Raw genomic sequence first — 18,030 nt, forward strand, 5'->3', positions numbered from 1 at the left:
GGTTCCTCACCGCTTCTCGATCACCAAGCTCTGCACCGCGCGGCCGAAATAGCCCTGGCGGTCGGCGAGGCGTGACATCGCAAGGCCCGTGCCGTCGGGGCCGATCCAGGAATCGCCGTCGAGCAAAATCCACTCGCCGACCGGCTGGCGCGCAAAGCTCACGGTGAGGTCGGCGTTGATGTAGGTCCAGGCGCGGAAGTCGAGCGTCGAGGCGGTGCCGTTGGAGAAGTCGGCGGCGACCACGGCGCGCATCGCCTGCGAGACCGCCTCGCCTTCGATCAGCGGATGGTCGACGCGAAACCAGATCGCGCCGGCGCCGGCCTGGCCGAAGCGGCCGCGCGCGGCGCGCATCGACACCGATCGCACGAACGGGCTGGTGGCGGCATGACCGTCCTCGACCAATGAATCCTCCGGCGAGGGCAACGTGACCGGCAGCTCCCCGACCGCGTCCGGCAGCGTCAGGGCCTGGCGCCTGATCTTGAGCACGGTGGCGCCGACCACCTGCACGCCGTCGGCGAGCAGCTTGATCCCGCAGAGCTGGATCTTGCGGCCCTCGCGCAAGACCTCGGTCGCGATCGTGAGCGGTGCCACCGGCACCGGGCGCATCAGGTCGATGGTCACGCGCGCGACATCCATCGGCGCTGGCGTCGGGATGCGCTCAGCCGCCCACGTCACCAGCGACGCCGGTGCCGAGCCATGCTGCATGCGCCGGTCCCAGGGGCCGGCCGCATCGGGGCTGGTGACGACGTTGTTGCCGTCGACACGGTAGATGGCGGTCATGCTGCACTCGATTTAAGAGCGATCACAACGGCGGATCGACTGCTTCGTCGTATTCCTTCTTGAAGCGCGCGATCAGCTCGGCCGCCGGCACGACCTTGTCGATGCTGCCGATGCCCTGGCCGCTTCCCCAGATCTCCTTCCAGGCCTTCGGCTTGGCGCGCTCGCCGGAGGCGTCGGTGCCGAAGTTCATCTTGGAGGGATCGGACGTCGGCAGATTGTCGGGGTCCATGCCCGCGGCCAGGATCGAGGGCTTCAGATAATTGCCGTGCACGCCGGTGAAGAGGTTGGAATAGACGATGTCGTCGGCGCTGGAGCCCGCGATCATCTCCTTGTACTTCTCGACCGCATTGGCCTCCTTGGTCGCGATGAAGGCCGAACCGATATAGGCGAAGTCGGCCCCCAGGATGCGCGCGGCGCGGATCGCCTTGCCGTTGCCGATCGCACCCGACAGCGCGATTGGACCGTCGAACCATTTTCGCGTCTCGGCCACGAAGGCCAGCGGCGAGATGGTGCCGGCGTGGCCGCCGGCGCCGGCCGCGACCAGGATCAGGCCGTCGGCGCCCTTCTCGATCGCCTTGTGCGCGAATTTCTGGTTGATCACGTCGTGGAAGACGATGCCACCCCAGCCGTGCACGGCCTGGTTCAGCTCCTCGCGGGCGCCAAGCGAGGAGATGATCATCGGCACCTTGTACTTGGCGCAGAGCTGCATGTCGTGGTCGAGCCGGTTGTTCGACTTGTGCACGATCTGGTTCACCGCAAACGGCGCCGACGGCCTGTCGGGATGGGCGCGGTCATAGGCCGCGAGCTCTTCGGTGATCCGCGCCAGCCATTCGTCCAGCAGCTCCGGCGGCCGCGCATTCAGCGCCGGAAACGAGCCGACCACACCTGCCTTGCACTGCGCGATCACGAGATCGGGCACCGAGATGATGAAGAGCGGCGAGCCGATCACGGGGATCGACAGACGCCCCTTGAACAAGGCAGGCATGGACATTGCGAAACGATCCTTTGTTGGCGGTCAAATCGAAGGTTGGCCGTCATACCAACAAGGCAATCTTTCCACTGTCAAGTATTGCGTTTTGGCGCCGCAGCGGAGCGGCTGCCGCAATTCCAAGCAGCGGAATTCGCGCTCCCAGGTCTATCCGCCCGTCATTGCGAGCGAAGCGAAGCAATCCAGAAATGTATCCGCGGAGATGGTCTGGATTGCTTCGTCGCAGAGCTCCTCGCAATGACGAGGCGAGAGCGGCGGATGACTGCCCCTACCCGATCAAATCCGGATTGATCAGCCGCTCGAACGAGAACATCTCGTCCCACTTCTCCTGCGTCAGCAGCTTGCGCTCGACCACGACGATCTGGTGCAGCGACTTGCCGCTCTTGTAGCCTTCGCGCGCGATCTCGGCGCATTGCTTGTAGCCGAGCAGCGGCTTCAGCACCGTGACGATGCCGAGCGAGTTCAGCACCATGTTGCGAGTGTGCTCCTCGTTGGCGGTGATGCCGACGACGCAATTCTCGCGCAGGCTGTTGACCGCGCGCTCCATGGTGCGGATCGAGAAGAACAGCGCGAACGAGATAACCGGCTCCATCACGTTGAGCTGGAGCTGGCCGGCGCTTGCCGCCAGCGTCACCGTGGTATCGAGGCCGATGACGAGGAAGCTGGTCTGGTTCACGACTTCGGGAATGACCGGATTGACCTTGCCGGGCATGATCGAGGAGCCCGGCTGAAGCTGCGGCAGGTTGATCTCGTTGAAGCCGGCGCGCGGACCGGAGGCAAGCAGGCGGATGTCGTTGCAGATTTTCGTCAGCTTGCTGGCCGTGCGCTTCAGCACGCCGGAGAGCTGCACATAGGCGCCGGTGTCGGAGGTCGCCTCGACGAGATCGCCGGCGAGGATGAAATCGACGCCGGTGAGCGCGCTGAGGTGCCGGACGGCGAGCTTGGGATAACCGACCGCCGCCGTGACGGAGGTGCCGATCGCGGTGGCGCCGAGATTGATCTCGCGCAGCAGCGCGCGCGCTTCCGAGATGCGGTCGACCTCCTCGCCGATCGTGGTGCCCCAGCCCCGGAATTCGGCGCCGAGCGACATCGGCACCGCGTCCTGCAGATGCGTGCGGCCCATCTTCAGCACCCGGTCGAACTCGCGCCCCTTGGCGAAGAAGGCTTCCTGGAGCTGGCGTAGCGCCGTCATGTAGCTCTCGAGCCGCAGGATCAGGGCGAGCCGAAAGGCCGTCGGGTAGGTGTCGTTGGTGGACTGGCCGTAATTGACATGATCGTTCGGACTGACGTGCTGGTAGTCACCCTTGGCAAAGCCGAGCGATTCCAGCGCGAGGTTTGCGATCACCTCGTTGGCGTTCATGTTGGTCGACGTGCCGGCGCCGCCCTGGATGAAATCGGTGACGAACTGATCCATCATGTCGCCCGCGATGACGCGGTCGCAGCCCAGGATGATGGCGTCCGCGACCTTGGCATCGATCGCGCCGAGGTCGCGATTGGCCATCGCGGCGGCCTTCTTGACGTAACCAAGCGCCTTCACGAAGTAAGGCTCCTGGTTCATCGGAATGCCGGTGATGTGGAAGTTCTCCTTCCCCCGGATCGTCTGGACGCCGTAATAGATGTCGTCGGCGATTTCACGCTGTCCGAGGAAGTCCTGCTCCGTGCGGCTCATGGGCGCTCCTTGGTTCTCGCGCGCCGGCCTTCAGTTCTGGCACAGCGCGCTGGTCACGAAAGTGTCGGTGCGGCAGTCGTCCGGCTTACGTTGCCGGCCCGGGATCAGGACCTTGGCCGAGCATTTTTCCGCGGAGTCGGCGCTCAGGCTCTTGCCCTCCTTGTAGCCCTTGCCCTGGCAGAGCTGGTCGGCCGCCTGCTTGCAGTCGGGCGCGCCGTTCGCAGAGACCGGGCAGATCACGCGCCCTGACACCATGGTCGAGGGCTTGGCCAGCCGCGACAGGTCGTCCATGGTTTCACTGGGGCTTTTGATCGGCGGCAGGATCGAAGGCAGCTTGTCGAACAGCTTGCCCATTTCGTTGATCAGCCCGGGATTTTCCTCGCGCGCCGGCGGCGCCGAGGGAGCGGGCGTCGATGGCGACGGGCCGGCCTGCGCCCCCTGCTGCTGAAGGCCGAGCGCCGGCGGGGCGGATTGCGGCCGGGCCGTCCCTCCGGCAGCGAGCAGCAGCAGCAGTGCTGCCGACATCAGCGTCCCATGCCGTGCCGCCGGATTACCGGATCGAACCATCATGACGACAACCGTAGCCGAAGCCGGCGCGGCGGCAAAGCGCCGCGGCTCTAGATCAGCTTGATGGCGATGACGAAGCCGAGCACCAGCACGATCGCGCCGAGCGCGACCCACAATCCGAGATGCCGCTCGATCCTGACCCGGATCCAGTCGCCATAGCGGTTGAGCAGGATCGCGACGACGAAGAAGCGTCCGCCGCGCGCGACGATCGAGCACAGGATGAACAGGATGATGTTGTAGCCGGCAAAGCCCGAGGTGATGGTGACGAGCTTGTAGGGGATCGGCGTCAGTCCCTTGAGCAGGATGATGACGGCACCCCATTCCGCATAGGAGGCGCGGAAGGCATCGACCTTGTCGGCGAGGCCGTAGACCTGGATCAGCCACTGGCCGACCGAGTCGAACAGCAGCGCGCCGATGGCGTAGCCGACGACGCCGCCGAGGACCGAGGTCACGGTGCAGACCGCGGCGTAGAGCCAGGCGCGCTGCGGACGCGCCAGCGACATCGGAATCAGCATCACATCCGGCGGGACCGGAAAGAAGGAGCTTTCGGCGAAGGAGACGATGCCCATGATCCAGAGCGCGTAGGGCTTGTGGGCGGCGTCGATGCACCAGTCGTAGATACGTTTCAGCATGGCGCCGCGATGAAGCACCATGGGACGAATTTGTCCATCGCCAGTTTTTGAGCGATTTGTGACGTTTCTAGTGGCGCTTGCGCGCGGCGCGGCCGTCAAGCGCGACAATAGGCCGCCGCGAGGCCATGCGCGGTGACGCGACTTTGGGCAATTTCGCCGGCGTCTTCGGCAGTTTCTCGGCAATACCGAGCATGTCCTCCCGCCGCGTCATTTCCCGCCAGACGTCCTCGGGGCGTACTCCGGCCGAAGCCCACAGCACGGTGAGATTGTAGAGCAGGTCGGCGCTTTCCCGGATCACGGCCTCGCTATCGCCATTGACCGCATCGATGACGACCTCGATGGCTTCTTCGGCCAGTTTCTTTGCCATTTTTGAGGGCCCACGCTGAAACAGCCGGGCCGTGCGCGATGTTGCCGGATCAAGGTCTTTGGCCGCGAGCACAGCCAGATATAGCCGCTCAAGCGAATCACTCATGGTACTCAAAACTACTCGAAACAAATGGCCGGCGTGTTAACACGCGGCAATATAAGCAAAAAACAAGCCGCCGCGGCAAGCGCGACGGCCTGTTCGCCGATGACGTATGGCCAATCGGTCAATAGCAGCTGTAACCGGAATAGCCGTGGGCGCAGGGGTTCTTGTAGCCGCCATAGGTGTAGCGGTTGCCCGAGTCGTAATAATAGGAACCATAGCCGGGGCCGCTGTAATAGGCCGGGCCGCCCTCGTAATAGTAAACCGGACCCGGATCATAGGCGTAGGCATTGCGGCTGGCTGCGATCGCAAGGCCCGTCGCGGCCAGGCCGAACATCGCTGCAGCGGCGGCACCGCCACCGCCACCGCCATGCCAATGACGCCCGCCCGCGTAAGAGGCGCTGGGTGCAGCGGCAGTCAGGGCCACCACGGCGGCCGTGGCCAGAACGGCCTTGCGGCCGACGAACTTCGAGAAGCTGTCAAACATGATCTGGACCCTCCTTGGGACCTCGGATTGTGCCTGACGACAGGCTGATGTCTGTCAAACACTCGCCACGTAAGTAGGTTCCCCAACCCCAACACAAGCTGAACGGGGTTGCGTAACGATGCCGCAAGCCCGCTCATCCGCCGTTCATGTTGGCGCGCGCACGCTCATCGCGGGCCGGCGCTGCAAGCGTCACGAAACCATAACAATGCGAGGCCGGCGCGACCGATGTCGGGATTCAGGACGATCGCCCTTCAGTGCCTGTTGGCCCTTGCAATCTCGTTCGCCGTACCGACCGTGCGCGAGGCCATTGCGGCCGGGAGCGGCACGCCCTCGACCGCCATCCACTTCACCTTCGATCGTCCCATCGATGCAAGCATGGCGCCGTTCTTCCTTGCGGCGAAGGACGGCAGGTTCGGCGCCGAGCATCTCAACGTGTCCTTCAACAGCGCGAGCGGATCGCAGGCGGCGCTCGCACGGCTCGCCAAAGGCGACAGCGAGCTCGCGCTCGTCGACATCAACGAGCTGATACGCTTTCGTGACAAGGACGACGCGGCGCCAGTCAAGGCGGTGTTCGTGCTGTTCGACCGCGCGCCTTACGCGATCATCGCGCGCAAAAGCCGCGGCATCCGTCTCCTGCCCGACCTCGACGGCAAGACCGTCGGCGTTGCCGACGGCGATCTGTCGATGCGGCTGTGGCCCGCGCTGGCGCAGCAGAACGGCATCAACGCATCGCACGTGAAATTCCACAAGATCAGTGCCGCGGTGCGCGAGCCGATCCTGTCCGCAGGACAGGTCGATGCCGTCGCCGGCTTCAGCTATCTCTCGGCGGTGAATCTGCGCGATCGCGGCGTGCCCGAAGCCGATCTCGTCGTGCTGCGCTATGCGGACTACGGCTGTGAGTCCTACGGCTTTGCCGTGGTCGCCAACACCGCCTTCGCCACAGCGAAGCCGGATGCCCTGAAAGGCTTCGTCCGCGCCTTGATCGCGGGCATCACCGCGGCGGCCAGGGAGCCGACGCGTGCGGCGGAGGAGGCCGCGAGCCGCATCGAGGACGGCGACCGCAATTTGGAGCTGAAGCGCCTGCACGCGGTCCTTGCCGACAATATCCTGACCGACGAGGTCAAGCGCAACGGCCTCGGCGGCGTCGAGCCGGCGCGCCTGGAACGTTCGATCGATCAGATCGCGCGGGACTTCAAATTCCGCAAACGGCCGACGGCACGCGACGTCTTCGACGACCAGTTCCTGCCGCCGCTGGCGGAGCGGCTGATCAACTGAGCAAAACTGAAAGCTTGCGCTGTATCTCGCGGCGGTCCCTGCTTAGAATGTCGGCTCCGTCGTCACCGAGTCCCCCGCCCGCATGTCCATCCTCCGTCTCTACACCCGCGTTCTCGAGCTGCTCGGCAAGGAGGCGCGGCTGGGCTGGCTGCTCGCGGTCGCCAACCTCCTGCTGGCGGGATCGCAGTTCGCCGAGCCCGTGCTGTTCGGCCGGATCGTCGACGTGCTCTCGGGCAAGACCGTGGCCGGCTCGAACTCGGCCTGGCCGTTCCTTGTCGCCTGGGTCGCGTTCGGACTGTTCACCATCGTCTGCAGCGCGCTGGTGGCCTTGCAGGCCGACCGGCTCTCGCATCGCCAGCGCCAGGCGGTGCTGACCGACTATTTCGAGCACATCCTGCAGCTGCCCTTGACCTTCCACTCCGGCACCCATTCCGGCCGGCTGATGAAGGTCATGCTCAACGGCACGGACGCGCTGTGGCGGCTGTGGCTCGGCTTTTTCCGCGAGCATTTTGCCGCGATCCTTTCGGTCCTGGTACTGCTGCCGTTGTCGCTCTACCTGAACTGGCGGCTGGCGATCCTCTTGTTCGTGCTCTGCATCGTCTTCACAGGCCTGACCACCTTCGTGGTGCGCAGGACCTTCGGCATGCAGATGGCGGTCGAGGAGCACTACAGCGAGCTCTCCGCGCGAGCTTCGGACGCGCTCGGCAACGTCGCGCTGGTGCAGAGCTTCGTGCGCGTCGAATCCGAGGTGAAAGGGCTGCGCTCGGTCGCCGACGAGTTGCTGGCCGCGCAGATGCCGGTGCTGTCGTGGTGGGCGTTGGTCACGGTGATCACGCGCGCCTCCACCACCATCACGGTGCTCGCGATCTTCACCCTCGGCATCGCGCTGCACGACCAGGGCCTGACCTCGGTCGGCGAGATCGTGATGTTCGTGAGCTTCGCGACGCTGCTGATCCAGAAGCTCGAGCAGGTTGTCAGCTTCATCAACAACGTGTTCATGGAAGCTCCGCGGCTGCGCGAGTTCTTCAATGTGCTCGACGCCGTGCCAGCGGTGCACGACCGGCCCGACGCTATCGATGCCGGCAGGCTGTCGGGCCTCGTCGAGTTCAACGACGTCACGTTCTCCTATGACGGCAAGCGTCCGGCGATCGAGGACCTCACCTTCACCGCGCTGCCGGGCCAGACCATTGCGCTGGTCGGCCCGACCGGGGCCGGCAAGTCCACCGCGATTGCACTCCTGCACCGCGCCTTCGATCCGCAATCCGGCGTCATCAAGATCGACGGCATGGACGTGCGCGGCGTCACGCTGACCTCACTGCGGCGGAACATCGGCGTCGTGTTCCAGGAAGCGCTGCTGTTCAACCGCTCGATCGCGGAGAACTTGCGCGTCGGCAAGCCGGATGCGACTGAGGCCGAGATGCGCAAGGCGGCGGAGCGCGCGCAGGCGCTCGAATTCATCGAGCGCAGCGGCGGCTTCGAGACCAATGCCGGCGAGCGCGGCCGCATGCTCTCCGGCGGCGAACGGCAGCGGCTCTCGATCGCCCGCGCCCTGCTGAAGGACCCGCCGATCCTGATTCTGGACGAGGCGACCTCCGCGCTGGACGCCGTCACCGAGGTCAAGGTGAACGCCGCTCTCGATGAAGTGATGAAGGGCCGCACCACCTTCGTGATCGCCCATCGCCTCTCCACCATCCGCAACGCCACGCGGATCCTGGTGTTCGAGAATGGACGGGTGATCGAAACCGGAACTTTCGATGAACTCGTGGCCAAAGGCGGCCATTTTGCCGAGATGGCCAAGGCCCAGTTCATGGTGCAGGAGAACGCACGGGCCAGCGTGACGGCCGCCGAGGCTGCCGCGACAGCTGCCAAATCCCCCTAAAGCGCGATGCGATTGGAATGAATCGTCATCGCGCTTTAGGTTATTGTTTGAGCATGATCTTTTCGGAAAACCGCTGCACACTTTTCCGGATCATGCTCTGGCAAGTCCCGAGAGGACCGTCGAAATTCGGCCTACTTCGTTGCGGAATACCGCGCCGATCCCCTATTCTCGACGCACCAGCCGGTATAGGTTTGCGACGCCGCAAGCGGCGGCGCTGGATTTCAGAACCGACAATCAGATCACGAGAACCGGCCGTATCGCCGGATCTCCAAGGACCGGAATCGGATAGTGCACGCCCTTCGCCCGCTGCTTCGCAAATCCCTGTTCAACCTGTTCGCTGCGATGCTCGCCTGTGCCGCGTTGCTTGCGCCGAGCACGGCGCGTGCCGAAGCGCTCCTGCTGATCGAGGCCGACAGCGGCAAGGTGTTGCAGGCCGAAAACGCGACCATTCCCTGGTACCCGGCTTCCGTCACCAAGATCATGACCGCCTATGTGACACTGAAGGCGGTCAAGGACGGCAGGCTGACGCTCGACACGCTGCTCACGGTGTCGCCGACCGCTGCCTCTCAATCGCCCTCGAAGATGGGGTTCCGCCCGGGAACCCAGGTCACCGTCGACAACGCGCTGAAGATGATGATGGTCAAGTCGGCGAACGACATGGCCGTGGTGCTCGCCGAAGGCGTCGGCGGCTCGGTCGACGGCTTCTCCGCCGTGATGAACGACACCGCGAGGAAGCTCGGCATGACGCAGACGAGCTATGTCAATCCGAACGGCCTGCCCGCCGAAGGCCAGATCACCTCGGCGCGCGACCTCGGCATCTTGGCGCGCTCGTTCCTGCGCGACCTGCCGGAATACGAGTACTTCGTGCACATCCCGGCGATCCGCTTCGGCAAGCGCGTCACCGGCAATTTCAACAAGCTGATCGGCCGCTATCCCGGCGCCGACGGGTTCAAGACCGGCTTCATCTGCGCCTCCGGCTACAACCTCGTCGCCTCGGCCACGCGCAACGGGCGCCGGCTGATCGCGGTGGTGCTCGGTGCGAACTCCGGCACCGCGCGCGCGGTCAAGGCAGCGCAGCTGCTGGAGCGCGGCTTCGCTCAGGACAATCTCACTTGGCTGCGCCCCTCGCTCGGCACCGTCGACAATCTCGTGCCGGTCGACGCCACGCCGCCGAACCTGCGCGACGAGATGTGCGGGCCTCACCGCAAGCGTCCGGCCAGCGACGACGACGGTGCCCTGATCGCGGCCAATGGCGCCACGTCCGGGTCGGCCTCGGCCACCGGCGGCGAAGCCCAGTTCACCTTCTTCACCGCCGGCCTCCAGCCACCCATGATGAAGGCCTCCGAGCTGATGGCCTCGGCGCCGGCGGCCGCGGAGCCTGTGCTGGTCTATACCGGCCCGACCCGCACCGGCACCGCGCTGATTGCAGCTGTCGCGGCCGATGCCGACCAGCAGACGGCAGCGTCCAAACCGCGTGGCAAGAAGTCGCGCGTCGCCAACAAGCCGGACGCTGCCGACAAGCCAGCCGATAAGCCCAAGGAGGCTAAGACAGCGGCCACGAAGCCCGACACCAAGCAGGCTGATGGCAAGAGCGACGGCAAGACCGCAGCCAAACCGGCCGCAGCTAAGCCGGCCGGACCCAAGCATGCCGCAGCCAAGCCCGACGCGGCGAAACCTGCCGAAAGGCCGGCGGCAGCGGGCGACCAGGCCCTCAAACCTGCCAAGCCCAAGGCAGCGACCAACCCCGCGGCGACCACCCCCGCTGCGACCAAGCCCGCGGCCGCCAAGCCCCCTGCCAAGCCGGCCAACAACAGCTGACGTCCCTTCGGAGCTGATCGCACCCGCGCTTCGCACCTGCGGCAGCGCCATATTGCGACGATTCCAGTAGCGACGCCCCGACCTTTGCCCTAAGCCACGACGGCTTGCCACCCGTTCCGGCAAGCTGGATACTGGCGGCAACGAGGCAAGCCCGAGAACAACGGGCCTTGGTCAATGAGGGGAGTCTTCCATGGAGCGCATCTGGCTCAAGCAATATCCGCCCGGCGTGCCTGCCGATATCGAGCCGACGCAATACGCATCGCTGGTCGACCTGCTGGAGGAGAGCTTCACCAAGTTCGCCGACCGCAAGGCGTTCATCTGCATGGACAAGTCGATCAGCTATCGCGACCTCGACCAGATGTCGGTCGCGCTCGCGGCTTATTTGCAGAGCCGCGGCCTGCAGCGCGGCGCCCGCGTCGCCCTCATGATGCCGAACGTATTGCAATATCCTGTCGCGACCGCCGCGGTGCTGCGGGCCGGCTTTGCGGTCGTCAACGTCAACCCGCTCTACACCCCGCGTGAGCTCGAGCACCAACTCAAGGATTCCGGCGCCGAAGCCATCATCGTGCTGGAGAACTTTGCCCACACCGTCGAGCAGGTGATCGGGAAGACCGCGGTGAAGCATGTCATCGTCGCCAGCATGGGCGACCTGCTCGGCTTCAAGGGCGTGATCGTCAACCTCGTCGTCCGCCGCGTCAAGAAGATGGTACCGGCCTGGTCGTTGCCGGGCTCGGTCTCCTTCAACGATGCGCTGTCCGCCGGACGCGGCATGGCGTTCAACAAGCCGAAGCTGTCGCCCGGTGACGTCGCCTTCCTGCAATATACCGGCGGCACTACCGGCGTCTCGAAGGGCGCCACGCTGCTCCACCGCAACATCGTTGCCAACGTCCTGCAGAACGACGCCTGGCTCCAGCCGGCGATGGCCGCACCGCCTCATGTCGATCAGCTCATGATCGTCTGCGCACTGCCGCTCTATCACATCTTCGCGCTGACGGCCTGCTACCTGCTCGCGGTACGCGCCGGCGGCTGCAATCTCCTGATCCCCAATCCGCGCGACATTCCCGGCTTCATCAAGGAGCTGGCGAAATACCAGGTCAACAGCTTCCCGGCCGTCAACACGCTCTACAACGGGCTGATGCACCATCCCGATTTCAAGAAGCTCGACTTCTCCAAGCTGAAGATCTCCAACGGCGGCGGCATGGCGGTGCAGCGGCCCGTCGCCGACCAATGGCAGGCGATCACCGGCTGCTTCATCGCCGAGGGCTATGGCCTGTCGGAGACCTCGCCGACGCTCACTTGCAATCCCGCGACCGCCACCGAGTTCACCGGCACAATCGGCATCCCGGTGCCGTCGACTTACATCTCGATCCGCGACGACGACGGCAACGAGGTGCCGCTCGGCCAGGCCGGCGAGATCTGCGCCAAGGGCCCGCAGGTGATGTCGGGCTACTGGAACAGGCCGGAAGAGACCGCGAAGGTGATGACTGCGGACGGCTTTTTCCGCACGGGCGACATCGGCATCATGGACGAGAGGGGCTACACCAAGATCGTCGACCGCAAGAAGGACATGATCCTGGTCTCCGGCTTCAACGTTTATCCGAATGAGGTCGAGGAAGTGATCGCGAGCCATCCGGGCGTGCTCGAATGTGCCGTGATCGGCATTCCCGATTCCAAGTCGGGTGAAGCGGTGAAGGCTTTCGTGGTGAAGAAGGACCCCAACCTCACCGCAGAGGCGGTGATAAAGTTCTGTCACGAGCAGCTCACCGGCTACAAGGTGCCCAAGCACATCGAATTCCGCGCCGACCTGCCCAAGACCAATGTCGGCAAGATCCTGCGCCGGCAGCTCCGCGACGAGAAGAAGGCGGAGGCGGCGTAAGGCCGCTTCTGGCTCATGGCAGACGCCGGGGACATGACGCCGTCAGGCATTCTCGCCTTCTGGCGCGAGGCCGGCCGCGAGCGCTGGTACAAGCGCGACGCCGCTTTCGACGCGGAGGTCCGACGCCGCTTTCTCGCCCTGTGGCAGAAGGCGGCCTCCGGCGAGCTTGCATCATGGGAGACCAGCGACGACGGCGCGCTCGCGCTCGTCATCGTGCTCGATCAGTTCCCCCGCAACATGTTTCGCGGCGATCCCCGGACGTTTTCAAGCGATGCGCTGGCACGCGACGTCGCCCGCCGGGCCATCGATCGCGGCGTCGATCGCAGGATCGATCCCGTGCTGGTCGAATTCCTCTATCTGCCGTTCATGCATTCCGAGCACTTGCCCGACCAGGAGCATTGCGTCGCGCTGTTTCAAAATGCCGGCAACGCCAACAAGGCTGACAATGCCGAGAACCTGAAATACGCCCGGGAGCACGCCGACATCATCCGCCGGTTCGGCCGTTTCCCTCACCGCAACCGCGTGCTCGGGCGTTCGACCACGGAGGAAGAGCAGGCCTTTCTCGACAGTGGCGGCTTTTCCGGCTGATGACATCGAGGTGAATGGCCGCTGCCTTCGCCGCTTTCCCCGCACGCAATATTGTGCAAGCCGGCGCACCGGTCTAGAAAGCGGGATCGATATTCAGGGAGACTGACGATGGCGATCCAGACTGGCGACAAGCTGCCCGAGGCGAAATTCCGCGTGATGACGGCGGAAGGCCCGCAGGTGAAGACCACCGACGATATCTTCAAGGGCAAGAAGGTGGCGCTGTTCGCGGTGCCCGGCGCCTATACCGGCACCTGCCACAAGATGCATCTGCCGAGCATCTTCCTCAACGCCTATGCCATGAAGGACAAGGGCGTCGACACCATCGCCATCGTCTCCGTCAACGACGCATTCGTCATGAACGCCTGGAAGCGCGACACCGACCAGCGCGACGAGGCCGTCTTCCTCGCCGACGGCAATGCCGACTTCACCAAGGCGATCGGCATGGAGCTGGACGCCTCCGCCAACGGCCTCGGCATCCGCTCCAAGCGCTATTCGATGCTGGTCGAGGACGGCGTGGTCAAGAAGCTGAACCTCGAGGCGATGCCCGGCAAGGTCGAGGTCTCCGGCGGCGATACGCTGCTGGGGCAGCTGTAAGCCTTCACCGCGGCGAAAGTGCCGTAGGGTGGGCAAAGGCGCGCAAGCGCCGTGCCCACCACCTCTCCATGATGAGAAGAAGACGTGGGCACGCTTCGCTTTGCCCACCCTACGAGACCGAGCAACGCGGACAGCGCGTCGGCTACTCCGCCACCCGCTGCTGCAGCCGTGCCTTCACGATCCCGTCCCGTGCCAGCTGATCCGCACGTTCGTTCTCGGGGTGGCCGGCGTGGCCCTTGACCCAGTGCCAGCGGACCTCGTGCTGCTTCAACGCGGCGTCGAGGCGCTGCCATAGCTCGACATTCTTCACCGGCTTCTTGTCGGCGGTACGCCAGCCGTTGCGCTTCCAGCCGAAGATCCAGCCGGTGATGCCTTGCCGGACATATTGGCTGTCGGTGTAGAGATCGACCGTGCACGGCCGCTTCAGCGCTTCGAGCGCCGAGATCGCCGCCATCAATTCCATCTGGTTGTTGGTGGTGTGCGGCTGGCCGCCGTTGAGCTCTTTCTCCTTGTCGCCGAACCTCAGGATCGCGCCCCAGCCGCCCGGCCCGGGATTTCCCGAGCAGGCGCCGTCGGTATAGATCGTGACAACGGGGCGCTCGCTCACGCCATCAACCCCGACGGCGTCAAGCCGTAATCGCGCACACTCGTCACGCTTTGGTGGAAGCGCAGCTTGCGGACATATTCCAGCGGATCCTTCGGCTTGACCAGCGCGCCCGGCGGCACGTTGAGCCAGTCGACCAGCCGCGTCAGCAGGAAGCGGATCGCGGCGCCGCGCGCCAAGAGCGGCAGCGCGGCCTCTTCGGCCTCGCTCAGCTTGCGTACGCGGCCATAGGCGTTGAGGAAGCCACGCGCCTTGGTGACGTTGAAGGAATGATCCGGCTCGAAGCACCAGGCGTTGAGGCAGATCGCGACGTCATAGGCCAGCATGTCGTTGCAGGCGAAGGTGAAGTCGATGATCCCCGAGAGCTTGTCGCCGAGGAAAAAAACGTTGTCGTTGAAGAGGTCGGCATGGATCACGCCTTCGGGCAGGTTGCTCGGCCAGACCCCGCTCGAGAGATAATCGAGCTCGACGGCCAGGAAAGCGCGCAGCCCCGGCTGCACCTCGTCCGCACGATTCGAAGCCGCATCGAACAGCGGCCGCCAACCGGCGACCGAGAGTGCATTGGCGCGCCGGAGCGCGAAATTGGCACCGGCCAGATGCATCCGGGCCAGCCCCTCGCCGACCCCGGCGCAATGCGTCGCGTTCGGCTTGCGCGGCCAGATGCCTTCGAGAAAGGTGATGATCGCGGCGGGCCGGCCTGCGAGCTCGCGCAACGCCTCGCCGTCGCGTCCCCGCACGGGCAGCGGACAATTGACGCCGTGCCCGGCGAGGTGCGTCATCAGTCCGAGGAAGAACGGCAGATCGTTCTTCGCCACGCGTTTTTCGTACAGCGTGAGGATGAACGAGCCTTTGCTCGTGTGCAGCAGGAAGTTGGAATTTTCGACGCCCTCGGCGATGCCCTTGTAGGAGAGCAATTCGCCGAGATCGTATTGCTTCAGGAAATCCGCAAGCTCGTCGGCGGCGACGTCGGTGTAGACCGCCATAAAGGTCTACTCGGCGGCGGCTTCGGGGCGCACCTGACGCGGCAACGGGAAGAACTCGTTCTCTTCCGCGGCCGAGACCGTCTCCACGTGCAGCGTGTAGCGCTCGGCGAAGGCGTCCATGATCTCCTCGACGATCACCTCCGGCGCGGACGCGCCCGCGGTGATGCCGAGGCTCTCGATGTTGCCGAACTTGCCCCAGTCGATGTCGGTGGCGCGCTGCGCCAGCACCGCGATCCTGCAGCCCTCGCGCTCGGCGACCTCGCGCAGGCGCTGCGAGTTCGACGAATTGGGGGCACCGACGACGATGAGCGCATCCACCACCGGCGCCACCTTCTTCACCGCGAGCTGCCGGTTGGTGGTGGCGTAGCAGATGTCTTCCTTGTGCGGCCCGTTGATGTTCGGGAAGCGCTCCTTGAGCAGCGCGACGATCTCCGCGGTGTCGTCGATCGACAGCGTGGTCTGGGTCACGAAGGCGAGGTTGTTGGGGTCCTTCGGCGTGATGGTCTTGGCGTCCTCGGCGGTCTCGATCAGGGTCACGGCGCCGGGCGGCAGCTGGCCGAGCGTGCCGACCACCTCGGGATGGTGGGAGTGGCCGATCAGGAAGATCTCGCGGCCGCGCTTGAAGTGGATCGCGGCCTCGCGATGCACCTTGGTCACCAGCGGGCAGGTCGCATCCAGCGAGAACAGGTTGCGGGACTGGGCGTCGGCCGGAACCGACTTCGGCACGCCATGGGCCGAGAATACCACCGGGGCGGTGGTATTTTCCGGGATTTCGGCGAGCTCCTCGACGAAGATGGCGCCCTTCTTCTTCAACCCATCGACGACGTACTTGTTGTGCACAATCTCGTGGCGAACATAGACGGGGGCGCCATACTTATCGAGCGCCCGTTCCACGGTGTCGATCGCCCGGACCACCCCGGCGCAGAAGCCGCGGGGAGAACAAAGCACGATCTTGAGGTCTGGTTTGGCTGACATTGAGCGATCTCGGGACCGAATCACCCGATCGCATTCTGCCGGGGCGGTCGATGATGGGAATTGGGCTTAAAACTGTCGGCTTGAACCTTACAGCGGTTCAAAGGGAATTGGGCCCCCTTTCGGGCGCTGTCAAGGCACTATCTATAGCAGAACCATTGCATGGCTACCCCTGACGGGCTTATATAGCGCGAATTCCCTGTCATCGCTGATGACCACCGGTTTCGCCTCCAGAGGGGTGGGCGAAGCACAAAGGAGATTTGCCATGAGCAACGCACCTCTGATGCCCAAGGCGACCGCCGTTTGGCTGCTCGACAACACCGCGCTGACCTTCGATCAGGTCGCCGATTTCACCAAGATGCACCCCCTCGAGGTGCGCGCAATCGCCGACGGCGACGCGGCCCAGGGCATCAAGGGCATGGATCCTCTCTCCAATGGCCAGCTGACCCGCGAGGAGATCGAGAAGGGCGAGAAGAATCCGGACTACCGGCTCCGCCTCCAGGAGAGCAAGGTGGTGCTGCCGCCCCAGCCCAAGCGCAAGGGCCCGCGTTATACCCCGGTCTCGCGCCGCCATGAGCGCCCGAGCGCCATCCTCTGGCTGCTGCGCAACCATGCGGAGCTCAAGGACGCCCAGATCATGCGCCTGGTCGGCACCACCAAGAGCACGATCGCGAGCGTCCGCGACCGTACCCATTGGAACACGTCGGCGCTGACCCCGATCGACCCGGTCACGCTCGGCCTGTGCTCGCAGATCGAGCTCGATTTCGAGGTGCAGCGCGCGGCGAAGGAGAAGCCGATCGACGCAGCCTATGGCGGCGCCACCCTGCTGCCGGCCTCCGAGACCACCCGCAAGGACGAGTACGAACCCGCGGAGAAGTCCAGCGACGACCTCAACGTCGACGCCGTGTTCGCCAAGCTGAAGACGCTCGGCGGCAAGAAGCAGGAGCACGAGGAGGAGTAATTCCTCCTTCGACGATCGACCGCACGAAAAATCGCGGCAGGGAAACCTGCCGCGTTTTTCGTGTGAGATCGTGGGCGTCGAGACGGACGCCGCGGGCGCCTCAGAACTTGTAGGTCACGCCCGCGCCGACCAGCCATGGATCGATATGCGCGGTGCCGGTGACCGGCAGGCCGGAGACGGTCGCGCTGTAGTCCGGGCGCAGCCAGAGCTTCTTGACGTCGACGTTGAGACCCCAGTGCCGGTCGATCATGTAGTCGAAGCCGAACTGGACGGCGCCGCCCCAGGCATTGCTGACGTGCAGGTTCGTCGTGGTGGCGACGATCGCGGGCGGTCCGACGATGGCGGCCGGCACGTTGGCGGCGGAATTGTTGAAGAACACGGTGTAGTTCACGCCCGCGCCGACATACGGCTTGAACGCGCCGAACTGGTCGAAGTGATATTGCAGCGTCAGCGTCGGCGGCAGCAGCGTGGTCTTGCCGATCGGCAGATTCGCGAGCGAGCCGGTGCCGCTGATCGAATGCCTGGTCACGCCCAGGATCAATTCGGCCGCGATGTTCTTGGTGAAAAAATAGCTGATGTCGAGCTCGGGCACGACCTGGTCGCTGATCGACAGGCCCGAATTCGGCGACGACAGCGACGGCACGCCCGCCACATTGACGGTACTCCCGCCCGCATCCGGCAATACGCCGAGCACCCGCAGGCGAACCATCCACGGATTGAACGCCTCCACCAGCGGCGGCGCCTTCTTGTAGACCGGCAGATCCGCCGCCTGCACTGATGCAAGAGTGCCCACGAGCATCGCGCCGAGCGTCGCGACCCGCGCCAGGTTTCTTATCGTTCCATCCATTTTCAATCCCCTTCAACCATGTCCACGCGTCGTTGCGCGACATC

The 18,030-nt window shown here is 64.8% G+C and carries 18 protein-coding genes; 7 read left to right on the forward strand and 11 right to left on the reverse strand.

Going from position 1 to position 18,030, the window contains the following annotated elements:
* Positions 1-6: 6 nt before the first annotated feature.
* From AC24YW_RS08135 to AC24YW_RS08165, 7 genes are all read right to left on the reverse strand, one after another.
* Positions 7-780: a thioesterase family protein gene (locus AC24YW_RS08135; RefSeq protein ID WP_487482232.1), complete on the reverse strand. Its 774-nt coding sequence runs from the start codon at positions 778-780 to the stop codon at positions 7-9.
* A gap of 22 nt (positions 781-802) precedes the next feature.
* On the reverse strand, positions 803-1,771 hold the full coding sequence (locus AC24YW_RS08140) for an NAD(P)H-dependent flavin oxidoreductase (RefSeq protein WP_487482233.1): 969 nt from the start codon (positions 1,769-1,771) through the stop codon (positions 803-805).
* 265 nt (positions 1,772-2,036) lie between these two features.
* Positions 2,037-3,437, reverse strand: coding sequence for an aspartate ammonia-lyase (locus tag AC24YW_RS08145; RefSeq protein ID WP_275515164.1), 1,401 nt, complete (start codon positions 3,435-3,437; stop codon positions 2,037-2,039).
* A 30-nt stretch (positions 3,438-3,467) separates the two neighbouring features.
* On the reverse strand, positions 3,468-4,007 hold the full coding sequence (locus AC24YW_RS08150; protein WP_487482234.1) for a hypothetical protein: 540 nt from the start codon (positions 4,005-4,007) through the stop codon (positions 3,468-3,470).
* Between the two features lie 47 nt (positions 4,008-4,054).
* Entirely contained in the window at positions 4,055-4,657 is a 603-nt protein-coding gene (locus AC24YW_RS08155) for a YqaA family protein (RefSeq protein WP_487482235.1), read from the reverse strand.
* Between the two features lie 46 nt (positions 4,658-4,703).
* Positions 4,704-5,108, reverse strand: coding sequence for a phosphoribosyl-ATP diphosphatase (hisE, locus tag AC24YW_RS08160; RefSeq protein WP_487482236.1), 405 nt, complete (start codon positions 5,106-5,108; stop codon positions 4,704-4,706).
* A 118-nt stretch (positions 5,109-5,226) separates the two neighbouring features.
* On the reverse strand, positions 5,227-5,589 hold the full coding sequence (locus AC24YW_RS08165; protein WP_487482237.1) for a hypothetical protein: 363 nt from the start codon (positions 5,587-5,589) through the stop codon (positions 5,227-5,229).
* 225 nt (positions 5,590-5,814) lie between these two features.
* On the opposite strand from AC24YW_RS08165, the gene AC24YW_RS08170 reads away from it, so the two are divergent.
* The 6 genes from AC24YW_RS08170 (at position 5,815) to AC24YW_RS08195 (ending at position 13,619) form a co-directional block, all read left to right on the forward strand.
* Entirely contained in the window at positions 5,815-6,864 is a 1,050-nt protein-coding gene (locus AC24YW_RS08170; protein ID WP_487482238.1) for an ABC transporter substrate-binding protein, read from the forward strand.
* 82 nt (positions 6,865-6,946) lie between these two features.
* Positions 6,947-8,743 (forward strand): glucan ABC transporter ATP-binding protein/ permease, encoded by a 1,797-nt coding sequence (locus AC24YW_RS08175; RefSeq protein ID WP_487482239.1) that lies wholly within the window; start codon positions 6,947-6,949, stop codon positions 8,741-8,743.
* A 288-nt stretch (positions 8,744-9,031) separates the two neighbouring features.
* Complete coding sequence (locus AC24YW_RS08180; protein ID WP_487482240.1) at positions 9,032-10,561, forward strand: D-alanyl-D-alanine carboxypeptidase family protein; 1,530 nt, start codon at positions 9,032-9,034, stop codon at positions 10,559-10,561.
* Positions 10,562-10,751: 190 nt separating this feature from the next.
* Positions 10,752-12,437, forward strand: a complete 1,686-nt coding sequence (locus AC24YW_RS08185; protein WP_487482241.1) for a long-chain-fatty-acid--CoA ligase — start codon at positions 10,752-10,754, stop codon at positions 12,435-12,437.
* A 15-nt stretch (positions 12,438-12,452) separates the two neighbouring features.
* Complete coding sequence (locus AC24YW_RS08190; protein ID WP_487482242.1) at positions 12,453-13,025, forward strand: DUF924 family protein; 573 nt, start codon at positions 12,453-12,455, stop codon at positions 13,023-13,025.
* A gap of 108 nt (positions 13,026-13,133) precedes the next feature.
* Positions 13,134-13,619 carry a peroxiredoxin gene (locus AC24YW_RS08195; protein WP_456842291.1) on the forward strand — a complete coding sequence of 162 codons (486 nt, stop codon included), beginning with the start codon at positions 13,134-13,136 and terminating at the stop codon, positions 13,617-13,619.
* Positions 13,620-13,761: 142 nt separating this feature from the next.
* Here AC24YW_RS08195 and rnhA read toward each other — a convergent pair whose 3' ends face one another.
* Genes rnhA through ispH form a run of 3 tightly spaced genes read right to left on the reverse strand, consistent with a single transcriptional unit; the run spans position 13,762 to position 16,181 of the window.
* Positions 13,762-14,226 (reverse strand): ribonuclease HI, encoded by a 465-nt coding sequence (gene rnhA, locus AC24YW_RS08200; RefSeq protein ID WP_487482243.1) that lies wholly within the window; start codon positions 14,224-14,226, stop codon positions 13,762-13,764.
* The gene (locus tag AC24YW_RS08205) at positions 14,223-15,206 is read right to left on the reverse strand and encodes a homoserine kinase (RefSeq protein ID WP_487482244.1); all 984 of its coding nucleotides are present in this window, start codon (positions 15,204-15,206) and stop codon (positions 14,223-14,225) included. Before AC24YW_RS08205 ends, rnhA begins: the two co-directional genes overlap by 4 nt.
* Positions 15,207-15,212: 6 nt before the next feature.
* A complete protein-coding gene (gene ispH, locus AC24YW_RS08210; protein ID WP_487482245.1) occupies positions 15,213-16,181 on the reverse strand; it encodes a 4-hydroxy-3-methylbut-2-enyl diphosphate reductase in 969 nt (322 codons plus the stop codon).
* A gap of 262 nt (positions 16,182-16,443) precedes the next feature.
* Between ispH and AC24YW_RS08215 the strand changes: the two genes are divergently transcribed.
* Positions 16,444-17,139, forward strand: a complete 696-nt coding sequence (locus AC24YW_RS08215) for a DUF1013 domain-containing protein (RefSeq protein ID WP_487482246.1) — start codon at positions 16,444-16,446, stop codon at positions 17,137-17,139.
* A gap of 100 nt (positions 17,140-17,239) precedes the next feature.
* Here the strand turns inward: AC24YW_RS08215 and AC24YW_RS08220 are convergent, their stop codons facing one another.
* On the reverse strand, positions 17,240-17,986 hold the full coding sequence (locus tag AC24YW_RS08220; protein ID WP_487482247.1) for an OmpW/AlkL family protein: 747 nt from the start codon (positions 17,984-17,986) through the stop codon (positions 17,240-17,242).
* Positions 17,987-18,030 lie beyond the last annotated feature (44 nt).

The organism is Bradyrhizobium sp. USDA3516 (genome assembly GCF_057651995.1).

Excerpts from the sequence above, each read along its gene's own strand:
- AC24YW_RS08150 (WP_487482234.1), bottom strand. The coding sequence starts at position 4,007 with ATGATGGTTCGATCCGGTAATCCGGCGGCACGGCATGGGACGCTGATG.
- AC24YW_RS08140 (WP_487482233.1), bottom strand. The coding sequence starts at position 1,771 with ATGTCCATGCCTGCCTTGTTCAAGGGGCGTCTGTCGATCCCCGTGATC.
- AC24YW_RS08155 (WP_487482235.1), bottom strand. The coding sequence starts at position 4,657 with ATGGTGCTTCATCGCGGCGCCATGCTGAAACGTATCTACGACTGGTGC.
- AC24YW_RS08135 (WP_487482232.1), bottom strand. The coding sequence starts at position 780 with ATGACCGCCATCTACCGTGTCGACGGCAACAACGTCGTCACCAGCCCC.
- AC24YW_RS08185 (WP_487482241.1), top strand. The coding sequence starts at position 10,752 with ATGGAGCGCATCTGGCTCAAGCAATATCCGCCCGGCGTGCCTGCCGAT.
- ispH (WP_487482245.1), bottom strand. The coding sequence starts at position 16,181 with ATGTCAGCCAAACCAGACCTCAAGATCGTGCTTTGTTCTCCCCGCGGC.
- AC24YW_RS08165 (WP_487482237.1), bottom strand. The coding sequence starts at position 5,589 with ATGTTTGACAGCTTCTCGAAGTTCGTCGGCCGCAAGGCCGTTCTGGCC.
- AC24YW_RS08220 (WP_487482247.1), bottom strand. The coding sequence starts at position 17,986 with ATGGATGGAACGATAAGAAACCTGGCGCGGGTCGCGACGCTCGGCGCG.
- AC24YW_RS08145 (WP_275515164.1), bottom strand. The coding sequence starts at position 3,437 with ATGAGCCGCACGGAGCAGGACTTCCTCGGACAGCGTGAAATCGCCGAC.
- hisE (WP_487482236.1), bottom strand. The coding sequence starts at position 5,108 with ATGAGTGATTCGCTTGAGCGGCTATATCTGGCTGTGCTCGCGGCCAAA.
- AC24YW_RS08205 (WP_487482244.1), bottom strand. The coding sequence starts at position 15,206 with ATGGCGGTCTACACCGACGTCGCCGCCGACGAGCTTGCGGATTTCCTG.
- AC24YW_RS08170 (WP_487482238.1), top strand. The coding sequence starts at position 5,815 with ATGTCGGGATTCAGGACGATCGCCCTTCAGTGCCTGTTGGCCCTTGCA.
- AC24YW_RS08190 (WP_487482242.1), top strand. The coding sequence starts at position 12,453 with ATGGCAGACGCCGGGGACATGACGCCGTCAGGCATTCTCGCCTTCTGG.
- AC24YW_RS08195 (WP_456842291.1), top strand. The coding sequence starts at position 13,134 with ATGGCGATCCAGACTGGCGACAAGCTGCCCGAGGCGAAATTCCGCGTG.
- AC24YW_RS08215 (WP_487482246.1), top strand. The coding sequence starts at position 16,444 with ATGAGCAACGCACCTCTGATGCCCAAGGCGACCGCCGTTTGGCTGCTC.
- AC24YW_RS08175 (WP_487482239.1), top strand. The coding sequence starts at position 6,947 with ATGTCCATCCTCCGTCTCTACACCCGCGTTCTCGAGCTGCTCGGCAAG.